We start from the raw sequence: 16,714 nt of genomic DNA on the forward strand, positions 1-16,714 counted from the left end.
AGGCGCATCGGGCGGCTGCGCTTGCCGTGGGCCCCGTGGCGGAGGAGTCTCGGAAGAGAGGCCCACGCGGCCCGCTCCTCGCTGGTCGGCGGCCTTCCAAGGAGGTCATCATGGGCACCGCGGCAGCCCCCGCCTTCGACACCGAAGTGCTACGCCGGGGCATAGAAGGAAACAGTGCGGCAGCTCTGCTGTCGCTCTACGCGGACGACGCGGAACTACGCGTCGTCGACCGCAACACCCAGCCCAGCCACCCGATGATCAAACACGGTCGCGGCGAGATCGCCGACATGCTCAACGACGTCTACAGCCGGGACATGACGCACAAAATGGAAGACTGCATCATCCAGGGCGACCACGTCGCCTACACCGAGTCCTGCGAGTACCCGGACGGGGTAAGGGTGCTGGCCAGCTCGATGATGTCGTTGCGCGACGGCAAGATCGTCGAACAGACACTTGTGCAGGCATGGGACGAGTAGGAAGGAACTGGCCGAAGGTCCAGGTCAGGTCGCGTCTGAGCTGGACCTTCTCGGCGAGTGCGTCGATGGGCCGGTCGCATCCGCGCCGGACTCGGCTGCCACGACCAGTTTCCGCAGCAGGTCTGCGAGTGTCTGCTTCTCTGCTGCGCTCAGCACTGCGAGCAGCGCGTTCTCACCCTCTTCCTCCAACGCCGCGTGCTGCTCGAACACACCGATTCCGGCGTCGGTGAGCCGTACCCGTACGCGGCGGCGGTCGGCCCTCTCGTTCGTGCGGGTGATCAGCCCCGCGTCCTCCATGGGGCCGAGCCTCGCCGACAGAGCGCCCCGGGTCAGGCCGAGCATGTCGGCGAGTCGCGAGGGGCTCGCCTCGTAGGGCGGACCGATGCGCCGCAGCATCAGCAGCACCTTGAACTGCCAGTGCCGCAGCCCGTCCGAGTCCAGGGTGTCCCGGCGCGCCTGCGCCGCGTGCCGGGCCAGGATCGCGAGCCGGGCGAAGATCGCCTCCTTGACCGGGTCCATCCAGTCGAGCTCCTTGGACCAGAGCGCGACATGCCGGTCGACCGAGTCCGCCGCCGGCGCGTCGGACGGACCGGACAGCTCGGACGGGTCCCCCATGCGTGCCTCCGAAAGTAGTTTTCTTGTGGATAGTTTTTCGGATTACTACTTTCCTCGCCATGACGAACTCCGCAAGCAAGTTCCGTACGACCGTGCCGCTCGACGAACTCGTCTCTGCGGCCCGTGAGTTGGGGGGGGGCCGCCCGGTGGGAGCGCGCGACGGTCCTGCTGGACACGGCGGACACGACCGATCCGCGGTCTCGTGCGCGGCTCGCCCTCGCCGCGGCCGAAGTCGCCCTGGAGAGCGACTGGTTCACCGGCACCGGCCTTGCCGCCGCCCGGCTCGACGCCGCCGAGAAAGCCTTCGAAGAGCCGCTCTCCAGCGGCCGTTGGGACCTGGACTATCTGTGGCTGCGCCACGACTATCTCGGTCAGCTCCGCGCCGACGGCACCTGGCGCTTCGGCCCCGAGGGCAAGGACCCGCACGCCCTCGCCGCTCTCCGGAGCCGTGCCGGGACCCTGCGGGAGCAGGCCCCGGACGAGGTGCGCCGTGGCTGGGCCGAGATGTACCTGGGCCTCATCGCCGACAATCTCTTCGGCGAGCGCGATCTCGCACCGGGGCACTACGAAGCCGCCCTGCGCGCGGGCGAGTCGGCCGTCTCGGGTGTCTCGGGCGTCTCCGGCGACGACCTGCTGGCTCGCGAGGCGCTGCGTCACCTCGGCGACCACGACCACGATCGCGGCGACCACGCGCGGGCGCTGGAGCGCTGGACCCGGGCGACCGCTCTGGGCGCCCGTGCCGGGAACGTCCCCGGCACGCTCTCCCAGCAGATGCTGCTCGCGGTCCTGGCCCGCGCCGCGGGCAACGAGGCCGGAGCCCTGGCGCTGGCCCGCGAGATCGCCCGATGGGCCGGAGCCATCGGTGCGGTGACCACCGAGGCGCAGGCCAACGGGTTCCTGGCCGGGGCGGATCCGACCGCGCCGCCCGCGGAGAGCGGCTCCTGAGTCGTCAGTCCAGGCCGAGCTCGTCCAGCAACCGGTGCATGGCCCGCACCGGCAGTCCGGGATTCCCCGCCGCTTGCTGGGCGGTGGCGGGCTCGGCCAGCAGTTCCTCGATGCGGGCCGGCGCGACGCGGGGATCAGCGGCCGTGCATTCCTGACCCGGGTGGACTCGTCGCGGCTGAGGCGCTCGACCAGCTCGGGCGAGGCGTCCGGGTCGTGCAGGGCGAGCACCCGTAGGCTCGGGTCCGCGTCGTCGGCGTACCGGGCGAGGCCCTTCCTGGGGAACTGCGGTCTGTCCAGCAGGATGGAGCGGGTGTAGCCGTCCCACTCCAGGACCGTGCGCAGGAGGGCGTCCGGCGGGGCGGAGGGCTGGTACTCACAGGTCAAGAGGCGGACCGCGTGGTCCTCGTCGCGAGCGAGACGCGCGACGAGGTCGCCCGGCAGGTGGCGGTTGGCGGCCGCGGAACGGCGCAGCAGGACGTGGGCGGAGGTCGCGCATCGGCGGAGCGCTGCGTGGTCGTCGTTCTCGTCCCCGAGGTTCCAGACCCACCGGACCGGGCCGGGGCGGCGCTCCGGGTCCATCTCGTAGTCGATCGCGGCTCGCTCCTGCTCGGTGAGTTCGGGCCTGACCGATATCGCCAGGCGGACGGCGTGTTCGGGATCCGTGGCCAGGCGCGCGACCAGATCGGGCGGCAGTGAGGGGTTCGCGGCGACGGCGTGCCGCTCTCCCGAGTCCGCGCTCGCCGCGAGGCGTTCGGCCGTGGCGCGGCTGAGTCGGCCCTCCCTGAGTACGTCGTCTCGCCGCCGTCGCTCGACGGTGTCCAGCAGTTCGTCGGTACGTGCCGCGTCGTCGGGGCAGGCGCTGACGGCCGCGGCCCGGCGGACCTCGGCGTCGGGATCCGCAAGGAGCGCGTCGCGAACGGCCGGAGCCAGTTCGTCCCAGGCCCGGCAGACCGCGGCACGGACCGCGGGGTCGGTGTGGTCGGCGTACCCGGCGAGGACCCGCGGGGGGATGCTCCGGGAGTGCACCGCCCAGTCGCGTACCTCGCCGTCCGGATCGGACAGGAGCCGCTCGTACGCGGCATCGGGCAGCGGCGCGACCTCCATCCGGAACGGTTCCGGTCCGTTGGCCACCGCTATCCGGACCTTCCGCTCGGGGTCGTCGGCCAGTCGGGCGCGGTCGGCTGGGTCGGCGTTCCAGCTATCGGCGAAGTAACCGCGTACGCGCAGGTCGGGGTGGGTGACGATCGCGTCGACGACGTCGGCGGGCAGGCCTGCCCGCAGGCAGCGCCAGAACCAGACCGAGGGGACCTGCGGACTCAGGAGGCGCAGCAGGACGCCGCTCGGCGCGGCCGTATTCCACGCCAGTCCTTTGAGAAGGTCGTCCCGTACGTCGCCCAATGGCCCTCTCCCCCTGCCGTCCTGGCCGATCATCGTACGGGCTAGGGTGGTCGGCGGGCCGTGACTGGCGCTGAGGTGGAGTACCACCGGGGAGCGGTCTGACGAACGAGTCTCTGCCGCGCGCCTGGGCGATGGTGTCAACGACGCTCAGGAGTAGCTCATGCCCCAGGCCCAGCTGATGGACGGCGCCGGTCTCGCGCGCCGCATCGTCGAGGAGACCGCCAAGCGAGCGGCCGACCTCAAGGACGGTACGGGTGCCGCGCCGTGTCTGGCGACGGTGCTGGTCGGCGAGGATCCCGCCTCCGTCACGTACGTCCGGATGAAGCAGAACCGCTGCCGCAAGGCCGGTATCGAGTCGCGGCACGTCTCCCTGCCCGCCGACACCACGACGGCCGAACTGGTCGACACGCTCCACGCGTTGTCCGGCGACCCCACCGTGCACGGCATCCTGCTCCAGCACCCCGTCGGACCGCACATCGACGAGCGTGCGGCGTTCGAGGCCATCGCGCCGGAGAAGGACGTCGACGGGGTGACGCTGAGCTCGTACTCGGCGATGAGCTTCGGACTGCCGGGCTTCGTGTCCTGCACGCCCGGCGGCATCATGCGGCTCCTCGACGAGTACGACGTCGACCCGGCGGGCAAGCGGGCCGTGGTCGTGGGCCGCAGCGCGATCCTGGGCAAGCCGGTCGGCATGCTGCTGCTCGGGCGCGACGCGACGGTGACGTACTGCCACTCGCGGACGACGGATCTGTCCTCGGTCGTGCGCGAGGCGGACATCGTGGTCGCCGCCGTGGGACGGCCCCGGCTGATCCGCGGCGAGGACATCAAGCCGGGGGCCGTCGTGATCGACGCGGGCTACAACGCCGGAAACGTCGGCGACGTCGACTTCGACACCGCGAGCGTCCGGGCCGAGCTGATCACTCCCGTGCCCGGTGGCGTCGGCCCGATGACGATCGCGGTCCTGCTGGAGCAGACCGTGACGGGGGCCGAACGCCGGCTCGGCGCCTGATCAGCGCATCCAGGCGCTGTACGACATCACGTCCCCGGCCTTGACGCCGTACTCGGGATCGTCCTTCGTGACGGTGTCCTCGAGGCCGAGGACGGCGCCGGTCGCCGGGTCGAGGATCAGCATCCGGTGTGCGGAGTGGGCCGTGTCGTCGTACACGTACGCCTGCCCCGGCGCCCCAGCCGGTCGGTGACCGCTCCGGACGGGCGCAGCCCCTTCGCATCGGCCAGGACACGGGCCAGCGCGGCGGACTCCCGGGCGCCGAGCGTCCAGTGGTCGAGCAACTCGGCCATGGCGTCCAGGAGTTCCGGTGTCTTCATCGCTTCGGTGGTGTCGATCTCCTCGAGGTAGGCGCGCAGCCGCTCGGCGTCGTGCGGCGGCCGCGCCTGCGGTGGGGCGTCGCTCCAACTCGGCGGATACGTCTGCCGGTTGAGGACATGGCCGTCCTCGACCGTGCGCGGCGTGCCGTCGGTGTCGGTGATGACGGGCTTGCCCGGGTGGCGCGGGTCGGTGGCCACCACGAGTTCCGTGTGGCTGCCGTCGGCCTTCCAGCGGACGACACGTTCCTCGGGGAGCGTGATCGGCGGCCGGGCACCGGGTCCCGAGGTCATGCTCAGGCTCCAGGTCTGGACGTGGGTGCCCTGGCGCAGCCGCGGCGAACCGCCGGCCGCCGCCGCTGCCCGGTCTGCGAGCCGGTCCAGAGGTACGGGGGTGGAGCCGGACTCGACGAGCAGGGGACGGCGCGCGGCCACGGCGGGGGTGGTGGTCGTTCCCGACAGCATCAAGGTCAGGACGACCACGCCGACGGCGGCGGTCCCGATGCTCCAGGCCCAGCGGCGCACGCGGCGGGGACGCTCGCTCGGCTGCGTTGACGGACTCCCAGCGACAGGAGGCGGAGGCGCGCTATCAGGAGAACCACCTCGCCCTCACCCGGCGTTCCTGGGAACGCACCGCACGGCGCGGCACGGAATTGCGCGCCGAATACGAGGAGAGGTACCGCGTGCTGCGGCGCCGGCTGTGCGCCGGAGTTCTGCTCGGTACCGCCCTCGCCCTGGCGACGGCCTTGGTGATGGCCGCGTCGGCCGGCTACTGGACTTGATTGGGTGATCGGGCTGTTCGCCTGACGGCGTGTGGTTGGAGTCGGTGGTCGTGGACTGTGAGACACGCGCAGGGCGGGGGCTTGACCGCCGAGGGGAGGGCCCTGCGGGAGCGGATTCGGCTGGCGGCAGTCGTTCGCTTCGAGGGTGGCGACAAGAGTGCGGATGTTCCACGTCAGCTACACGATGGAAGGGACGTGGCGGCTACTCAAGCGCCACGGCTGGTCGTGGCAGCAGCCGGCCCGCGGGGCCTGGATCGCTTCGAAGACGAGGCCAGCCAGTCGCTGAGGCCGCCACGTGCGAGAACCTGGGGCGTGGTCGGCCGAACCCCGGTGGGCCGCGTCCGTGGCCGCGGCTCCTCCGGACACATCTTGATGGCGGGGATGAAGGAATTCATCGCCGCGAACCAGGACTGGCCGTGGTCTTCCAGTTCCCTTCTTACGCACTCGACCTCAACCCGCAGGAAGGCATCTGGTCGCTGATGAAACGGGCTACGGGCAACCTTGCCGCCGCGGACCTCGACCAGTTGGCCACCGCCGTCAAGCGCAACTCAAGAAGATCCAGTACCGGCCACACCTGATCAACGGCTGCCTCACTGGCACCGGCCTCACCCTGGACAGCTGAAAACGCTCGGACGGACGTCACACTTTTAAGTCCAGCAGCCAGTCTGCTGCGCGGTTGACCTGGCGTGGTTTGCGGCGATGACCATGACGATGGTGGAAGTCAGGGCGATACCGGCGCCGACGTAGAGCGGCGCGGTGTAGCCGAGGCCCGCGGTGATGGCCAGGCCCCCGAGCCAGGCGCCGAGGGCGTTGCCGAGGTTGGACGCGGACACGTTGGCGCTTGCGGCCAGGGGCGCCCCATGTGCGAAGTCGGTGACACGAGTGATCATGCCGGGCACACTGGCGAATCCGAACAGCCCCATCAGAAAGATCAGTATCACCGACGCCGTGGCGCTGCCGGCCAGCAGACCGAACACGGCCAGGGTGATGGTGAGTCCGAGCAGGGCGAGGACCAGGGCGCGGTCACGGTCACGGTCGGCTGCCCGCCCTCCGATCAGGTTCCCGACGACCAGGCCGACGCCGTACACCATGAGCAACCATGCGACGTCCGCGGGGGAAAAGCCGCCGACCTCGGTGAACGTGTAGGCGATGTAACTGAACGCACCGAACATCCCGCCGTAGCTGAGCGCGGTGGCCGTCAGGGTCAGCCAGACCTGCCAGGACCGGAACGCACGGAACTGGGCCCACAAGCCACCGCGTTGTATCGGGTCCGAACGGCCCGCCGCCATCGGCAGCCGCGCCTCTCCCGCCCAACCGGGGACGAGGACGACGATTCCCGCCAGCGCGAGCAGGCCGATTCCGGTGACTGCCCAGAAGGCCGCTCGCCAGCCCCAGCGTTCACCGACGAGCGCGCCGAACGGCACGCCCAACACGTTCGCAACCGTCAGCCCGCCGAACATGACAGCCACCGCACGGGACTTCTTCTCGGGGGCGACCAGGCTGCGCGCGACCAGCGAGCCGATACCGAAGAACGAACCGTGGCACAACGCCGCAACGATCCGCCCGAGCAACATCACCGGATAGCTCGACGCGACGGCGGACAGCAGGTTGCCGATGACGAACAACGCCACCAGGCCGACCAGAACCCCCTTGCGGGGCAGCCGCGCCGTCGCCGCGGTCAGCGCGATCGCGCCGACCGCGACACTCAACGCGTACCCGGAGATCAGCCGGCCCGCGGCCGCCTCGGACACCGCGAAACTCGACGCCACCTGCGGCAACAGTCCGGCGATCAGGAACTCGGTCAGACCGATACCGAAACCGCCCATTGCCAGTGCGATGAGTCCGATCGGCAACCGTCGCTCTCCTGTCACGCGCCCAGCGAATCGCACGCCGCAGCGCGTGGATCGCCCGGACCTCGGACCGCACGTGTGTGGCCCTGGCGGACTGCGCGGCGTTGAGACACAACTATGCCACCGGTGCGCAGAGTTCGTACGGATGTACGGTGCCTTGCGCTGCCCGCACGCACCCACCTCCTCCAGCCCGCTGAGCAGCAACCACTGGTAACGGTCTCCCGGCCGGTGGCCGAGCGCAGTCGACCGAGTTGCCGAAAGCAAGTCCGCGTGGGACGTCAGGCGAACAGCCCGACATCACCCGGTCAAGTTCAGTAGCACTGCCCCGAAGCCGTCCCCGCGGAGACGAGGTCCGCCCCGAGCAGCATCCGAGAGGACTCGTCCACGAGCTGCCGAAGCATCTGCAAATACGTTTCGTCACCGCCCAGTTCGTCGAGAAGGCGATACGCCTTGTCGCGGAACTCGTTGATGTCCTCCTCGTACCGACGAAGAACGGCAGGCGCGAGAAGGAGGTCGGTGAGTTCCGCTCTGGCTTGGTGAGAACTCCTTGCGGCGGTGTGCAGGCCGAGGAGGTGCTGCCTGGGCTGGGGGGCCGCCTCGTCGAGGGCGCAGGCAAGCAGGTACGTCACCGTGCCGTTCAGCAGGTCTTCGTTACGGCCGGAGAGGATGTCCTCCTGGTCGTTGAATATCTGCCACAGGATGCCGAAGACATTGCCGAACTCGCGCCAGAGCTCCACTCGCTCCTTCTCGACTCCCGCCAATTCGGCGGCCATTGCCGTGACCATGCTGAAGGGAGCGCCGGATTTACCTCGGTACGCCGTGACCACCGAGTCGCGCGTAGCAGCACGTACATCACCACGAAGGTCGATCAGTTGCCCTTCGGCGGCAACGATCGAGCAGTTCACGATCTCGATCGCCAGAACACCACGCACCGACTCCGGAATTCGTTGCGACTGAACGACGAGAATGGGAAGCGGATTTCCGCTGACGACCGTGGCGAGCAGCGCTTCGCTCCCGCTGAGGTCACCGGCGACGAACGCGCCCTGCCCATCGGCCAGATCGTCCAGATAGCACGCCGACGTCCACCACAGCTCATGCACGACGGCCAGCGGAACCGCCGGTTCGGGCGCTCCGGTCTCGACGGCATGGACCATCATCGGCAGCACCGACAGCGGGTATTTGAAGGTGCGGTGCTCCAATAGCTTGGCGACTGTTTCTCTGACCGATTTCGCCGATCTACCGAGTTTTTCGAGAGCGGTATCCATCTCCGCCTCGATATCCGCCGACATGCGCCGATGCAGATCCACGTACGACATGGAATTCACGGAAGCCCCCACCCTTTGACGATCAATCAAGGACCGATTCGATCATTCTGGATGGAGGCGAGCTAGAGCGAATTTCGGCCATGGCTGGTTCTCTGCCGGTTCGTGCGGGCCTCCGGGGCGGACCAGGCCGTGATCGAAGGCGAAGACCACCGCGTGGACGCGGTCGCGCAGGCCGAGCTTGTCGAGGCCGCGGCCCACATGGGTCTTCACGGTGGCCTCGCCGACGTGGAGCCGGGCGGCGATCTCCGCGTTGGACAGGCCCCGGCCGAGCAACAGGAGCACTTCAGCCGCCGTCCTGGGCGGGACCAGCCTCGAAGGTCCCGCCGAGTCGGCCGACGCACTCCCGCATGCCGGTCAGGTCCTGCCCAACTCCACGCTCCGCACCGTCGCGGACGCCGGCACATCATCGACGCCGAACAGCCCCGGCTGTACCGTCACGCGGTCACCGAATTCGTCACGGCGAGCCAAGCCGCGGGCCACCGGCCGTGAAACCCCGCCATACTGGCCGTCGTGCGAGTAGCGATCATGACCGCGGGGTCGCGGGGCGATGTGGCGCCATACACCGGTCTGGGGCACGGGCTCACGCGGGCCGGGCACGAGGTCACCCTGGTGACGCACGGGTACTTCGAACGGCTGGTGGCCGGTTCGGATGTGGGGTTTCACGCGCTGCCCGTCGACCCCCGGGCGGAGTTGGAGTCGGCGCGGGGACAGGGACTGCATCGCAGTACCACCGGGACCGGGAAGCTGATCCGGGTCGTCGAGATGGCGCGGGCGCTCGTCGGGCAGATGACCGACGACCTGATCGAGGCCGCTCACTCCAGTGACGTACTGCTGCTGTCCAGTTCCCTGGGGCCGCTCGGCCATGCCGTCGCCGAGGGGCTGTCGCTGCCCAGCATGGGCGTCTATCTGCAACCGCTGGCCCCCACAAGGGAGTTCGCGCCTCCGCTCCTCCCCCGGTCTTCGTGGGTCTGGGCAGCGCCACCGTGCCCGATTCCGAGCGGCTGAGTGCCGAGGTCGTACGGGCCCTGCGGGCGGCCGGGCGGCGTGGGGTGATCCAGCGGGGATGGGGTGGGCTGCGCGCCACCGGTGACGACATGTTCACGGTCGACGAGGTGCCGCACTCGGCGCTCTTCCCGCGGATGGCCGCGGTGGTTCATCACGCGGGGGCGGGCACGACGGCGGCCGGGCTGCGGGCCGGGGTTCCGGCCGTGCCCGTGCCGATCCAGTTCGACGAGGGGTTCTGGGCCGCCCGGCTCGTCTCCCTCGGCGTGGCGCCGGCGGCCGTGCCGCTGCGTGGGCTGACTTCCGTCCGGCTCACGTCAGCTCTCCTACGGGCGACGACGGACCCTTCGTATCGGCAGCGCGCCCAGGCCCTTTCGACCCGTATCCGCACCGAGGACGGGGGTGGGACCCGTCGCCGAGGCGGTGAACCGGCTGACGGGCTGACGGCCGGGATGGTTTTCGCCCCCGCCGCCCCTACCCTTCCCGTACCTGGGGCTCCGCCCCAGACCCCGCTCCTCAAACGCCGGAGAGGCTGAATTCAGCCCGTCCGGCGTTTGAGGACGAGGCCGTCAGGCCGATAGCGGGGGTCTGGGGGCGGCAGCCCCCAGATACGGGACGGGCAGGGGCGGCGGGGGCGGCGGGGGCGAAAAACCCTCCAGCCCCCACCCCCGCACCGTCACCCCACCCACCCTGCCGGCCTCAAGATCCCCAGCAGCTGCCGGACAAGTTCCTCGACCACCTCGTCGAGCGTCGCATCCACCCAGCCGGCGCTCCAGTCATGGAGCAGGCCATTGACGCTGCCGATGAAGGCGGTCGCGGCGATCCGGTAGTCGCGCGGTGCCGCCTCACCACGGGCGGCAGCCGCGGCCGCCTCGGCGCAGATGAGGTCCACCCAACGGGCGCGGCGGGCAAGCCGCTGCTCCTCCAGCCGCGGGCTCACGCCGATGATTTCGACGAAGGTGATGCGGATCCGGCGCGGGTCGCCGGTCACGTTCGCGGCGTAGGCGCGGAAGATCGCGGTGGCCCGCTCGGCGAGCGGCAGCTCCCGCGCGTCGGCGAGCGCGGCGAGCGCGGCCTCCTCGGCCCAGTCGTTGACCTGGAGGTGCAGCGCGGCCAGGACGTCTTCGAGGGTGCGGAACTCCTCGTAGAACTGGCGCGTCGACAGGCCCGCAGCCTCGCTGAGTGCCGCGACGGTCGTGGACCGGAAGCCCGGACTGTCGCCGAACAGCTGAAGCGCGGCGTCCAGGAAGCGGCGGCGTCGCTCGGCCTGCCGCTCCTCGGCGGTCCTGCCCCCGTAACGGCCGGTCGGCTGTCTGAGCCTGCCCGCCACGCGTTCCTCCCTCGCCTCGCCGGTCCGACGAACCGTTCACCCGGACGATTTTGTCGTGTACGGACCCTTGTGGAGAGGGCCGCCCCCTCCTTACTTTCCAGTAAGTCAACTCTGAACGCGGGCGTGTTCAGATTTTTCCTTGTCATGCCCTCGCCAGCGGCACTCTGCACGCGCACTCCCCACCCGCACTCCCCACCAAGGCAAGGACCCACCATGGCTGTCCTCAGACCAAGGCACATCTGCTCCCTGGCCGCCGCCCTCGCCCTCACCGTCGGCGGCACGGCGACCACGGCCACCGCAGCCAATGCGGCCATCGCGCAGAGCTCCGCCGCCGATCTGCGCGAGGTGATGTTCGTGGGCAACAACTGGGACGGCACCGCCGACGTCATCAAGTCCACCGGAGACTTCGCGAAGGTCGGCCGGATCAACGTGATCCCGGACAAGGACGAGCGGCTGGCGGCGATCAACGCCGACCCGATCAAGTGGGCCTACTTCCTCGCCATTCGCAACGGCGTCGGGGAGGGCCACGACCAGTTCGTCGACGACATGTACTCCACGCCCGACGGCAAGTCCGTGGTCGTCTCCCGCCCGAGCTTCGCCGACGTCGTCTCGATCGACCTCGCCACCGGGAAGATCAACTGGCGTTTCGCGGTGTCGGGTTACCGCTCCGACCACATGGCGGTCTCCCCCGACGGCACCCGCGTCGCGGTCTCCGCCTCGACCACGAACACCGTGCACGTCCTGGACATCAACACCGGCAAACAGCTCGGCTCCTTCGCCACCGGCGACAAGCCGCACGAGAACATCTTCACCCACGACGGCAAGTACATCTGGAACATGGCCATCGGTGACGTCAACACCGCCCTCGACGACCCCTGGCTGGACTGGACGAAGGGCGACCGGCACATCACCGTCGTCGACGCGGCCACCTTCAAGCAGGTCAAGGTGATCGACATGCGCGAGCGGCTCGACGCGATCGGCCTCACCGACTACTCGGACGCGGTCCGCCCCGCCGTGTTCAGCCCCGACGAGTCCAAGCTGTACTTCCAGGTGTCCTTCTTCAACGGCTTCCTGGAGTACGACGTCGCCACCGACAAGATCACCCGCGTCAAGACGCTCCCGAAGAACCCGGCCACCAGTACCGACCGCACCACCTGGGTCAACGACTCCCGCCACCACGGCATCTCGATGAACCCCGCCGGCACCAAGCTGTGCGTCGCGGGAACGATGGACGACTACGCGACCGTCGTCGACCGGGCCACCCTCCAGGAGGGCCCGCTCGTCACCGCCTCCAAGCCGTACTGGGCGACCGTCAGCGGCGACGGCAAGGACTGCGTCATCTCCGAGAGCGGCGCCGACCAGATCACCGCCATCGACTTCGCCACCGGGCAGAAGACGGTGTCAGTACCGGTCGGCGACCACCCCCAGCGCGTTCGCCTCGGCCATGTGGAGGCGAACTGGTCGGGCACGCCCGCTAGTTGACCGCCGTCGCGGCCCACGACGCCAGTTCGGTCCGGGCCGCGCTCAGCAGATCGGCGGACGGAGCCGTCGCCCCGTTCGTGACCAGCGCGTAGTGCAGGGTCCCCGAGCCCGGTGCGGTGAGCAGCAGTCGACGGCTGCCGGTACCGCCCGGCTCGGGGGCCGCGGCGATCGGTGTCGTCGTGGTGTAGGCGGGTGGCGAGATCATCGCCCCGAGGTCGGACACCACCGTCGTGGCCGAGGTCGGGAAGGACGCCGGGAGGTGGAGCTCCGTGGGGGCGCCAGTGCCGCCGGAGCGCCAGAGCAGCAGCCCGTACTGGCCCGATCCCACGAGCTGGGCGACGTGCGGCAGGGACGACGGAATCGGGTTCCAGGTCAGGGTGGTGGAGCCGTCGCGGGAGCGGTCCTCGTAGGTGAAGGCGACCGTGCTGCCCGCCGTGGCGCTGGGGTAGAGGCGGTCCAGGAGGCGGGCGTCCTGGCGCAGGACGGCCGTGCCCGAGTCGTCGAGGCGTACGGCGGAGAGGTCCTCGTCGTTCCAGGCGTCACCGGAGGTCAGGACCTTGTCGGGGTTGTCGTTCATCAGCTCGTGGTGGCGGCCGTTGTAGATGTCCCACTGCCACTGGGTGCCGGAGAGGACAGGGCCCGAGGATGCCGGTTCGGACCACCAAGTGGAGCCCGGCAGGCGGGAGTCGAGGGCCTGGTACATCGCCTTCACGACCGTCGGCGCCTTGTCCGAGACCGATCCGGAGAGCGGGTGGCCGAACTCGCTGACGATCGCCGTCGTGCCCGCGGCCGAGGCGCGGTCGCGTACCGTCCCGAAGTCCGTGGCGTACTGGCCGTCCCCCGCCTTGCCCCACATCAGGATGCCGGAGATCGCCTTCTGGTCGTAGAAGTGGGTGTTGAACACATAGCGCGAGCCCAGGGTGCCCGCGTCCAGCAGGCCGCCCTCCTGCTTCTGGGAGTCGATGTTGGCGTTCCAGAAGAGGTTCGGTTCGACGAGGGCGGGCTTGCCCTGCCAGCCCGCCGCGTCCATGCGGGCCCGGAACTTCACGTAGAAGGGCCACAGCACGTCGCGCTCCCACGTCCGGCTGGTCTGCCCGGAGTCGTACGTGCCCGCGTACGGCTCGTTGAACGGGTCGAAGCCGACGACGCCGGCGAACTGGGCGGTGGTGAGGTGCTGTTTCACGTAGGCCATGGTGGTCGCGGCCGTGGCGAGGAAGGCGTCCTGGACTCCGTACGCGTTGTGCCAGAAGTCGTACGACGCCTGCTTCACGGCCCCGTTCTGGGTGATGTTCTGGCCCCAGAAGAGGCAGATCCCGCAGGACTCCTGGGGGTAATTGCCCGCCTGTACGGCCCACTTGGGGGCGCCGTCGCCGCTGTACCAGCTGCCCGTGTTGAAGAGATAACGGGAGTAGAGGTCCTGATGGAAGTCGGGGTACACGCGGATTCCCGCGTCGAGGAAGGCGCGTATCTGGTCGGTGGCCGCGGCGAGATAGGCGGTGTCGACCTGGCCGCGCACGGGTTCGGCGTGCGCCCAGGAGAGCAGGAAGCGTACGGAGTTTCCGCCGCCGAGGGCGCGCAGCGCGGTCGCGGACTTCTTGGCGTCGGCGACCGAGGCGAAGGGCAGTCCGCTGTTCTCCTCAAGCTTGGTTTCACCGGAGACGTTGTAGCCGCGCAGCACGACCTCGCGGCCGAGGCCGTCGGTGAAGTGGCCGTTCGCGACCGTGAGGGTGGCGGCCGCGGGTTCGTCGAACCAGAGGGAGTCGGGGAGTCCGTCCGCGGCGGCGGGCTGCGCGCCCGCCGCCGTGAGGAAGCCGGTGAGGAGTACGAGGACGCCGAGCAGACGCGCACGTAACTTCGACATGTTCACAACAGTCGCCCCTGCACCAGGGGGCGTCAACACCCCTGACTCATGAGTAAGTTTCTCGTTTCACCCGCCTCCTTCAGCCGCCTCGTTCACGGCCTCCTTCGCCCGCCGCCTTCACCGTCTCCTTCCCCCGCCTCGTTCACCCGCCGACCCGTCGCGTCACGTTCAGCAGGTACTCCTTCCGGTCGAGCGGGTTCAGGTCGGTCCGCGGCCGGTCCGGGACCGCGCCGCGGACAACCGGCGCGTAGTGGTCGAAGGCGCATTCCAGCTCGCCCTCTCCGCGGGTCAGCCCCGGTAGCTGCTGCTCCAGTTCATGCACCTGGGCGACCGGGATCCGGCCCTCCAGCACGCATGACGCGCCGCGCATCTCCGTGGTCTGCGCGACGGCGCCCTGCTTCGCCAGCACGGGCAGCACGGCTCCCAGGGTGTCCGCCGGGGCCTCCAGACGGAAACGGTGCATCGGCTCGTACACCTGCGTACCCGCCACCAGCAGTGCGTTCACCACCACCAGCGGCGTCAGGCCCCGGAAGTCGGCGCCCGTGCTGGACATGCTTTTGTCGAAGCCCTGATGGGCGTGGCTCTGCCGGGGCGAATAGCCGGAGTGGGTCATGGTGACCGTGCAGTCGGTGACCTGCCATCCGTGGATTCCCTGCGCGAGTGTGTCCTTCACGGTGTCCTCGACCGCCTTGAAGAACGCGTACGGCATGGATCCGAGTTCGACCTCCAGGCGGAATTCCACACCGGAGTCGACCGGCGCCGGATCGATGCGCAGTCCGACGGTAGCGAGGAAGGGATTGGGGTCCTTTCCATTGAACTCGACCACCCCGCCGGTACCGACCGGCCGCTCGATGCAGAGCGGTGTCGTCTCGCGGAACAGGACGTCGATACCGAATTCGTCCGCCAGCGTCGCCTGGATGACCTCTTTCTGCACCTCGCCGTAGAGGGATACGGAGGTCTCCTTGCGCAGCTCGTCGTGGCGCAGATTGATCAGCGGATCCTGTTCGGCGAGTTGCGTGAGCGCGAGATGCAGGGCGCCCTTGTCGGTCGGACGGCAGGGGACGACGACCGTTTCGAGCGTCGGCGGGGAGAAAAGGTGCTCGCCCGCCGACGATGTCCGCGCCGCGCCGATGGTGTCGCCGATCCTGATGTCGCCCAGCCCCCAGAGCTTGCCGATCCGCCCCGCGGCCACGGACGTCACCCGGACGGCCGAGCCCTGGTCGAAGACGCTGATCGCGGTGACCTTCCCCTCCTCCGCGTCACGGAAGGCCAAGCGGTCGCGCGTCCGCAGCGTCCCCGAGAACATCCGGGCGTACGCGATCTTCTCCCCCGCGGGCCCTCTCTCGACCTTGAAGACGGTGCCCGAGACCGGACCGTCCGCATCGCCGTCGGCCGAGGGCAGCAACTCTTTGATCCCGGCGATCAGTTCCGCGACGCCCGCGCCGGTCATGGCCGAGCCGAAGAACACCGGGTGCACCAGGGCCTGCCCGGTCTGCCGTACGAGAGCCGCGCGGAGCCGGTCGTCCGAGACGCGGCCCTCGACGTACGCGCCCAGCAGATCGTCGTCGTTCTCCGCGAGCAGATCGAGCAGTGGTGCCCTGAGCCGGGCGTCGTCGAACAGGGTGAAGTGGGCCTGCCGTGTGCCCGGTTCACCGACCTCACCCAGCGGGACGATCGACGGAGTGAGCCGCGCGGAGATCTTTTCCAGGACATGCTCGTACTGCGCCCCGCCACGGTCGATCTTGTTCACGAAGACGAGCGTGGGAATCCGCAGCCGCTTGAGCGTCCGCATCAGCACACGGGTCTGCGCCTGGACGCCCTCCACGGCCGAGACGACGAGTACGGCGCCGTCGAGCACGCTGAGCACCCGCTCCACCTCTGCGATGAAGTCCGGGTGGCCGGGGGTGTCGATCAGATTGACGGCGGTGTCGTCGATCGCGAAGGAGACGACGGCGGATTTGATCGTGATGCCGCGCTGTCGCTCCAGCGCGAGGGAATCGGTCTGGGTGTTTCCGTCGTCGACGCTGCCGATCTCGTCGATGACCCCGACGGCATGCAGCAGCCGCTCGGTCAGGCTTGTCTTACCGGCGTCTACGTGCGCCAGAATTCCCAGGTTGAGCATATGCACCGGGCGTCATGTCCTTTGAAGTGAGAGTGATTCCTTCCTGGGTGGACATGAACGGTGTGCGCATTGCTGCTCCTCGATCTTGGTGGACGCGTCCTCGCCAGTCCAGCAGGCGGCGGCGCGCGACGGCAACGGATTAACGCTCAACAAATGGGTGCCGCAGCGCTCGCCCCCCTCGGCACTCAGCCCTAGAGTGACGC

At 69.4% G+C, this 16,714-nt stretch carries 14 protein-coding genes, 3 pseudogenes and 1 riboswitch; of the genes and pseudogenes, 8 read left to right on the top strand and 9 right to left on the bottom strand.

Going from position 1 to position 16,714, the window contains the following annotated elements; translation table 11 throughout:
* The first annotated feature begins 110 nt into the window (after positions 1–110).
* On the top strand, positions 111–476 hold the full coding sequence (locus ACZ4WS_RS30165) for a nuclear transport factor 2 family protein (RefSeq protein WP_467985377.1): 366 nt from the start codon (positions 111–113) through the stop codon (positions 474–476).
* 24 nt (positions 477–500) lie between these two features.
* On the opposite strand, the gene ACZ4WS_RS30170 is transcribed toward ACZ4WS_RS30165, so the two are convergent.
* Positions 501–1,091 (bottom strand): MarR family winged helix-turn-helix transcriptional regulator, encoded by a 591-nt coding sequence (locus ACZ4WS_RS30170; RefSeq protein ID WP_467985379.1) that lies wholly within the window; start codon positions 1,089–1,091, stop codon positions 501–503.
* Positions 1,092–1,214: 123 nt separating this feature from the next.
* Here ACZ4WS_RS30170 and ACZ4WS_RS30175 point away from each other — a divergent pair, with 123 nt between their 5' ends.
* The 3 genes from ACZ4WS_RS30175 to ACZ4WS_RS30185 all read left to right on the top strand — a co-directional run bounded on the left by ACZ4WS_RS30175 (position 1,215) and on the right by ACZ4WS_RS30185 (position 4,443).
* A complete protein-coding gene (locus tag ACZ4WS_RS30175; RefSeq protein ID WP_467985467.1) occupies positions 1,215–2,036 on the top strand; it encodes a hypothetical protein in 822 nt (273 codons plus the stop codon).
* Between the two features lie 714 nt (positions 2,037–2,750).
* Positions 2,751–3,479, top strand: coding sequence for a hypothetical protein (locus ACZ4WS_RS30180; protein WP_467985469.1), 729 nt, complete (start codon positions 2,751–2,753; stop codon positions 3,477–3,479).
* 5 nt (positions 3,480–3,484) lie between these two features.
* Positions 3,485–3,571, top strand: a riboswitch (ZMP/ZTP riboswitch).
* Between the two features lie 23 nt (positions 3,572–3,594).
* Positions 3,595–4,443: a bifunctional 5,10-methylenetetrahydrofolate dehydrogenase/5,10-methenyltetrahydrofolate cyclohydrolase gene (locus ACZ4WS_RS30185; protein WP_467985380.1), complete on the top strand. Its 849-nt coding sequence runs from the start codon at positions 3,595–3,597 to the stop codon at positions 4,441–4,443.
* Here the strand turns inward: ACZ4WS_RS30185 and ACZ4WS_RS30190 are convergent, their stop codons facing one another.
* Entirely contained in the window at positions 4,444–4,566 is a 123-nt protein-coding gene (locus ACZ4WS_RS30190; protein WP_467985382.1) for a hypothetical protein, read from the bottom strand. It lies immediately after the preceding gene.
* On the bottom strand, positions 4,560–5,282 hold the full coding sequence (locus ACZ4WS_RS30195) for a CU044_5270 family protein (RefSeq protein ID WP_467985384.1): 723 nt from the start codon (positions 5,280–5,282) through the stop codon (positions 4,560–4,562). Before ACZ4WS_RS30195 ends, ACZ4WS_RS30190 begins: the two co-directional genes overlap by 7 nt.
* A gap of 26 nt (positions 5,283–5,308) precedes the next feature.
* Between ACZ4WS_RS30195 and ACZ4WS_RS30200 the strand changes: the two genes are divergently transcribed.
* Positions 5,309–5,539 (top strand): hypothetical protein, encoded by a 231-nt coding sequence (locus ACZ4WS_RS30200; RefSeq protein ID WP_467985386.1) that lies wholly within the window; start codon positions 5,309–5,311, stop codon positions 5,537–5,539.
* Positions 5,540–5,678: 139 nt separating this feature from the next.
* Positions 5,679–6,161, top strand: a pseudogene (locus tag ACZ4WS_RS30205) (winged helix-turn-helix domain-containing protein); the annotation flags it as partial.
* A gap of 25 nt (positions 6,162–6,186) precedes the next feature.
* Here the strand turns inward: ACZ4WS_RS30205 and ACZ4WS_RS30210 are convergent.
* The 3 genes and pseudogenes from ACZ4WS_RS30210 to ACZ4WS_RS30220 all read right to left on the bottom strand — a co-directional run.
* Positions 6,187–7,392: an MFS transporter gene (locus tag ACZ4WS_RS30210; protein ID WP_467985388.1), complete on the bottom strand. Its 1,206-nt coding sequence runs from the start codon at positions 7,390–7,392 to the stop codon at positions 6,187–6,189.
* Positions 7,393–7,700: 308 nt separating this feature from the next.
* Positions 7,701–8,705 carry a polyprenyl synthetase family protein gene (locus ACZ4WS_RS30215; protein WP_467985390.1) on the bottom strand — a complete coding sequence of 335 codons (1,005 nt, stop codon included), beginning with the start codon at positions 8,703–8,705 and terminating at the stop codon, positions 7,701–7,703.
* Between the two features lie 51 nt (positions 8,706–8,756).
* A pseudogene (locus tag ACZ4WS_RS30220) lies at positions 8,757–8,999 on the bottom strand (response regulator transcription factor); the annotation flags it as partial.
* Between the two features lie 240 nt (positions 9,000–9,239).
* Here ACZ4WS_RS30220 and ACZ4WS_RS30225 point away from each other — a divergent pair.
* Positions 9,240–10,160 (top strand): annotated as a pseudogene (locus tag ACZ4WS_RS30225) (glycosyltransferase).
* 232 nt (positions 10,161–10,392) lie between these two features.
* Here ACZ4WS_RS30225 and ACZ4WS_RS30230 read toward each other — a convergent pair.
* Positions 10,393–11,046: a TetR/AcrR family transcriptional regulator gene (locus ACZ4WS_RS30230; protein ID WP_467985392.1), complete on the bottom strand. Its 654-nt coding sequence runs from the start codon at positions 11,044–11,046 to the stop codon at positions 10,393–10,395.
* A gap of 213 nt (positions 11,047–11,259) precedes the next feature.
* Here ACZ4WS_RS30230 and ACZ4WS_RS30235 point away from each other — a divergent pair, with 213 nt between their 5' ends.
* A complete protein-coding gene (locus ACZ4WS_RS30235; RefSeq protein WP_467985393.1) occupies positions 11,260–12,528 on the top strand; it encodes a YncE family protein in 1,269 nt (422 codons plus the stop codon).
* On the opposite strand, the gene ACZ4WS_RS30240 is transcribed toward ACZ4WS_RS30235, so the two are convergent.
* Together ACZ4WS_RS30240 and ACZ4WS_RS30245 are read right to left on the bottom strand one after the other, a co-directional pair.
* On the bottom strand, positions 12,521–14,389 hold the full coding sequence (locus ACZ4WS_RS30240) for a cellulase family glycosylhydrolase (protein WP_467985395.1): 1,869 nt from the start codon (positions 14,387–14,389) through the stop codon (positions 12,521–12,523). The genes ACZ4WS_RS30235 and ACZ4WS_RS30240 overlap by 8 nt on opposite strands.
* 142 nt (positions 14,390–14,531) lie before the next feature.
* Entirely contained in the window at positions 14,532–16,517 is a 1,986-nt protein-coding gene (locus ACZ4WS_RS30245; RefSeq protein ID WP_467985397.1) for a GTP-binding protein, read from the bottom strand.
* Positions 16,518–16,714 lie beyond the last annotated feature (197 nt).

The sequence above is a fragment of the Streptomyces sp. NPDC029292 genome (assembly GCF_055569295.1).

Excerpts from the sequence above, each read along its gene's own strand:
- ACZ4WS_RS30190 (WP_467985382.1), bottom strand. The coding sequence starts at position 4,566 with ATGCTGATCCTCGACCCGGCGACCGGCGCCGTCCTCGGCCTCGAGGAC.
- ACZ4WS_RS30215 (WP_467985390.1), bottom strand. The coding sequence starts at position 8,705 with ATGTCGTACGTGGATCTGCATCGGCGCATGTCGGCGGATATCGAGGCG.
- ACZ4WS_RS30185 (WP_467985380.1), top strand. The coding sequence starts at position 3,595 with ATGCCCCAGGCCCAGCTGATGGACGGCGCCGGTCTCGCGCGCCGCATC.
- ACZ4WS_RS30170 (WP_467985379.1), bottom strand. The coding sequence starts at position 1,091 with ATGGGGGACCCGTCCGAGCTGTCCGGTCCGTCCGACGCGCCGGCGGCG.
- ACZ4WS_RS30240 (WP_467985395.1), bottom strand. The coding sequence starts at position 14,389 with ATGTCGAAGTTACGTGCGCGTCTGCTCGGCGTCCTCGTACTCCTCACC.
- ACZ4WS_RS30235 (WP_467985393.1), top strand. The coding sequence starts at position 11,260 with ATGGCTGTCCTCAGACCAAGGCACATCTGCTCCCTGGCCGCCGCCCTC.
- ACZ4WS_RS30165 (WP_467985377.1), top strand. The coding sequence starts at position 111 with ATGGGCACCGCGGCAGCCCCCGCCTTCGACACCGAAGTGCTACGCCGG.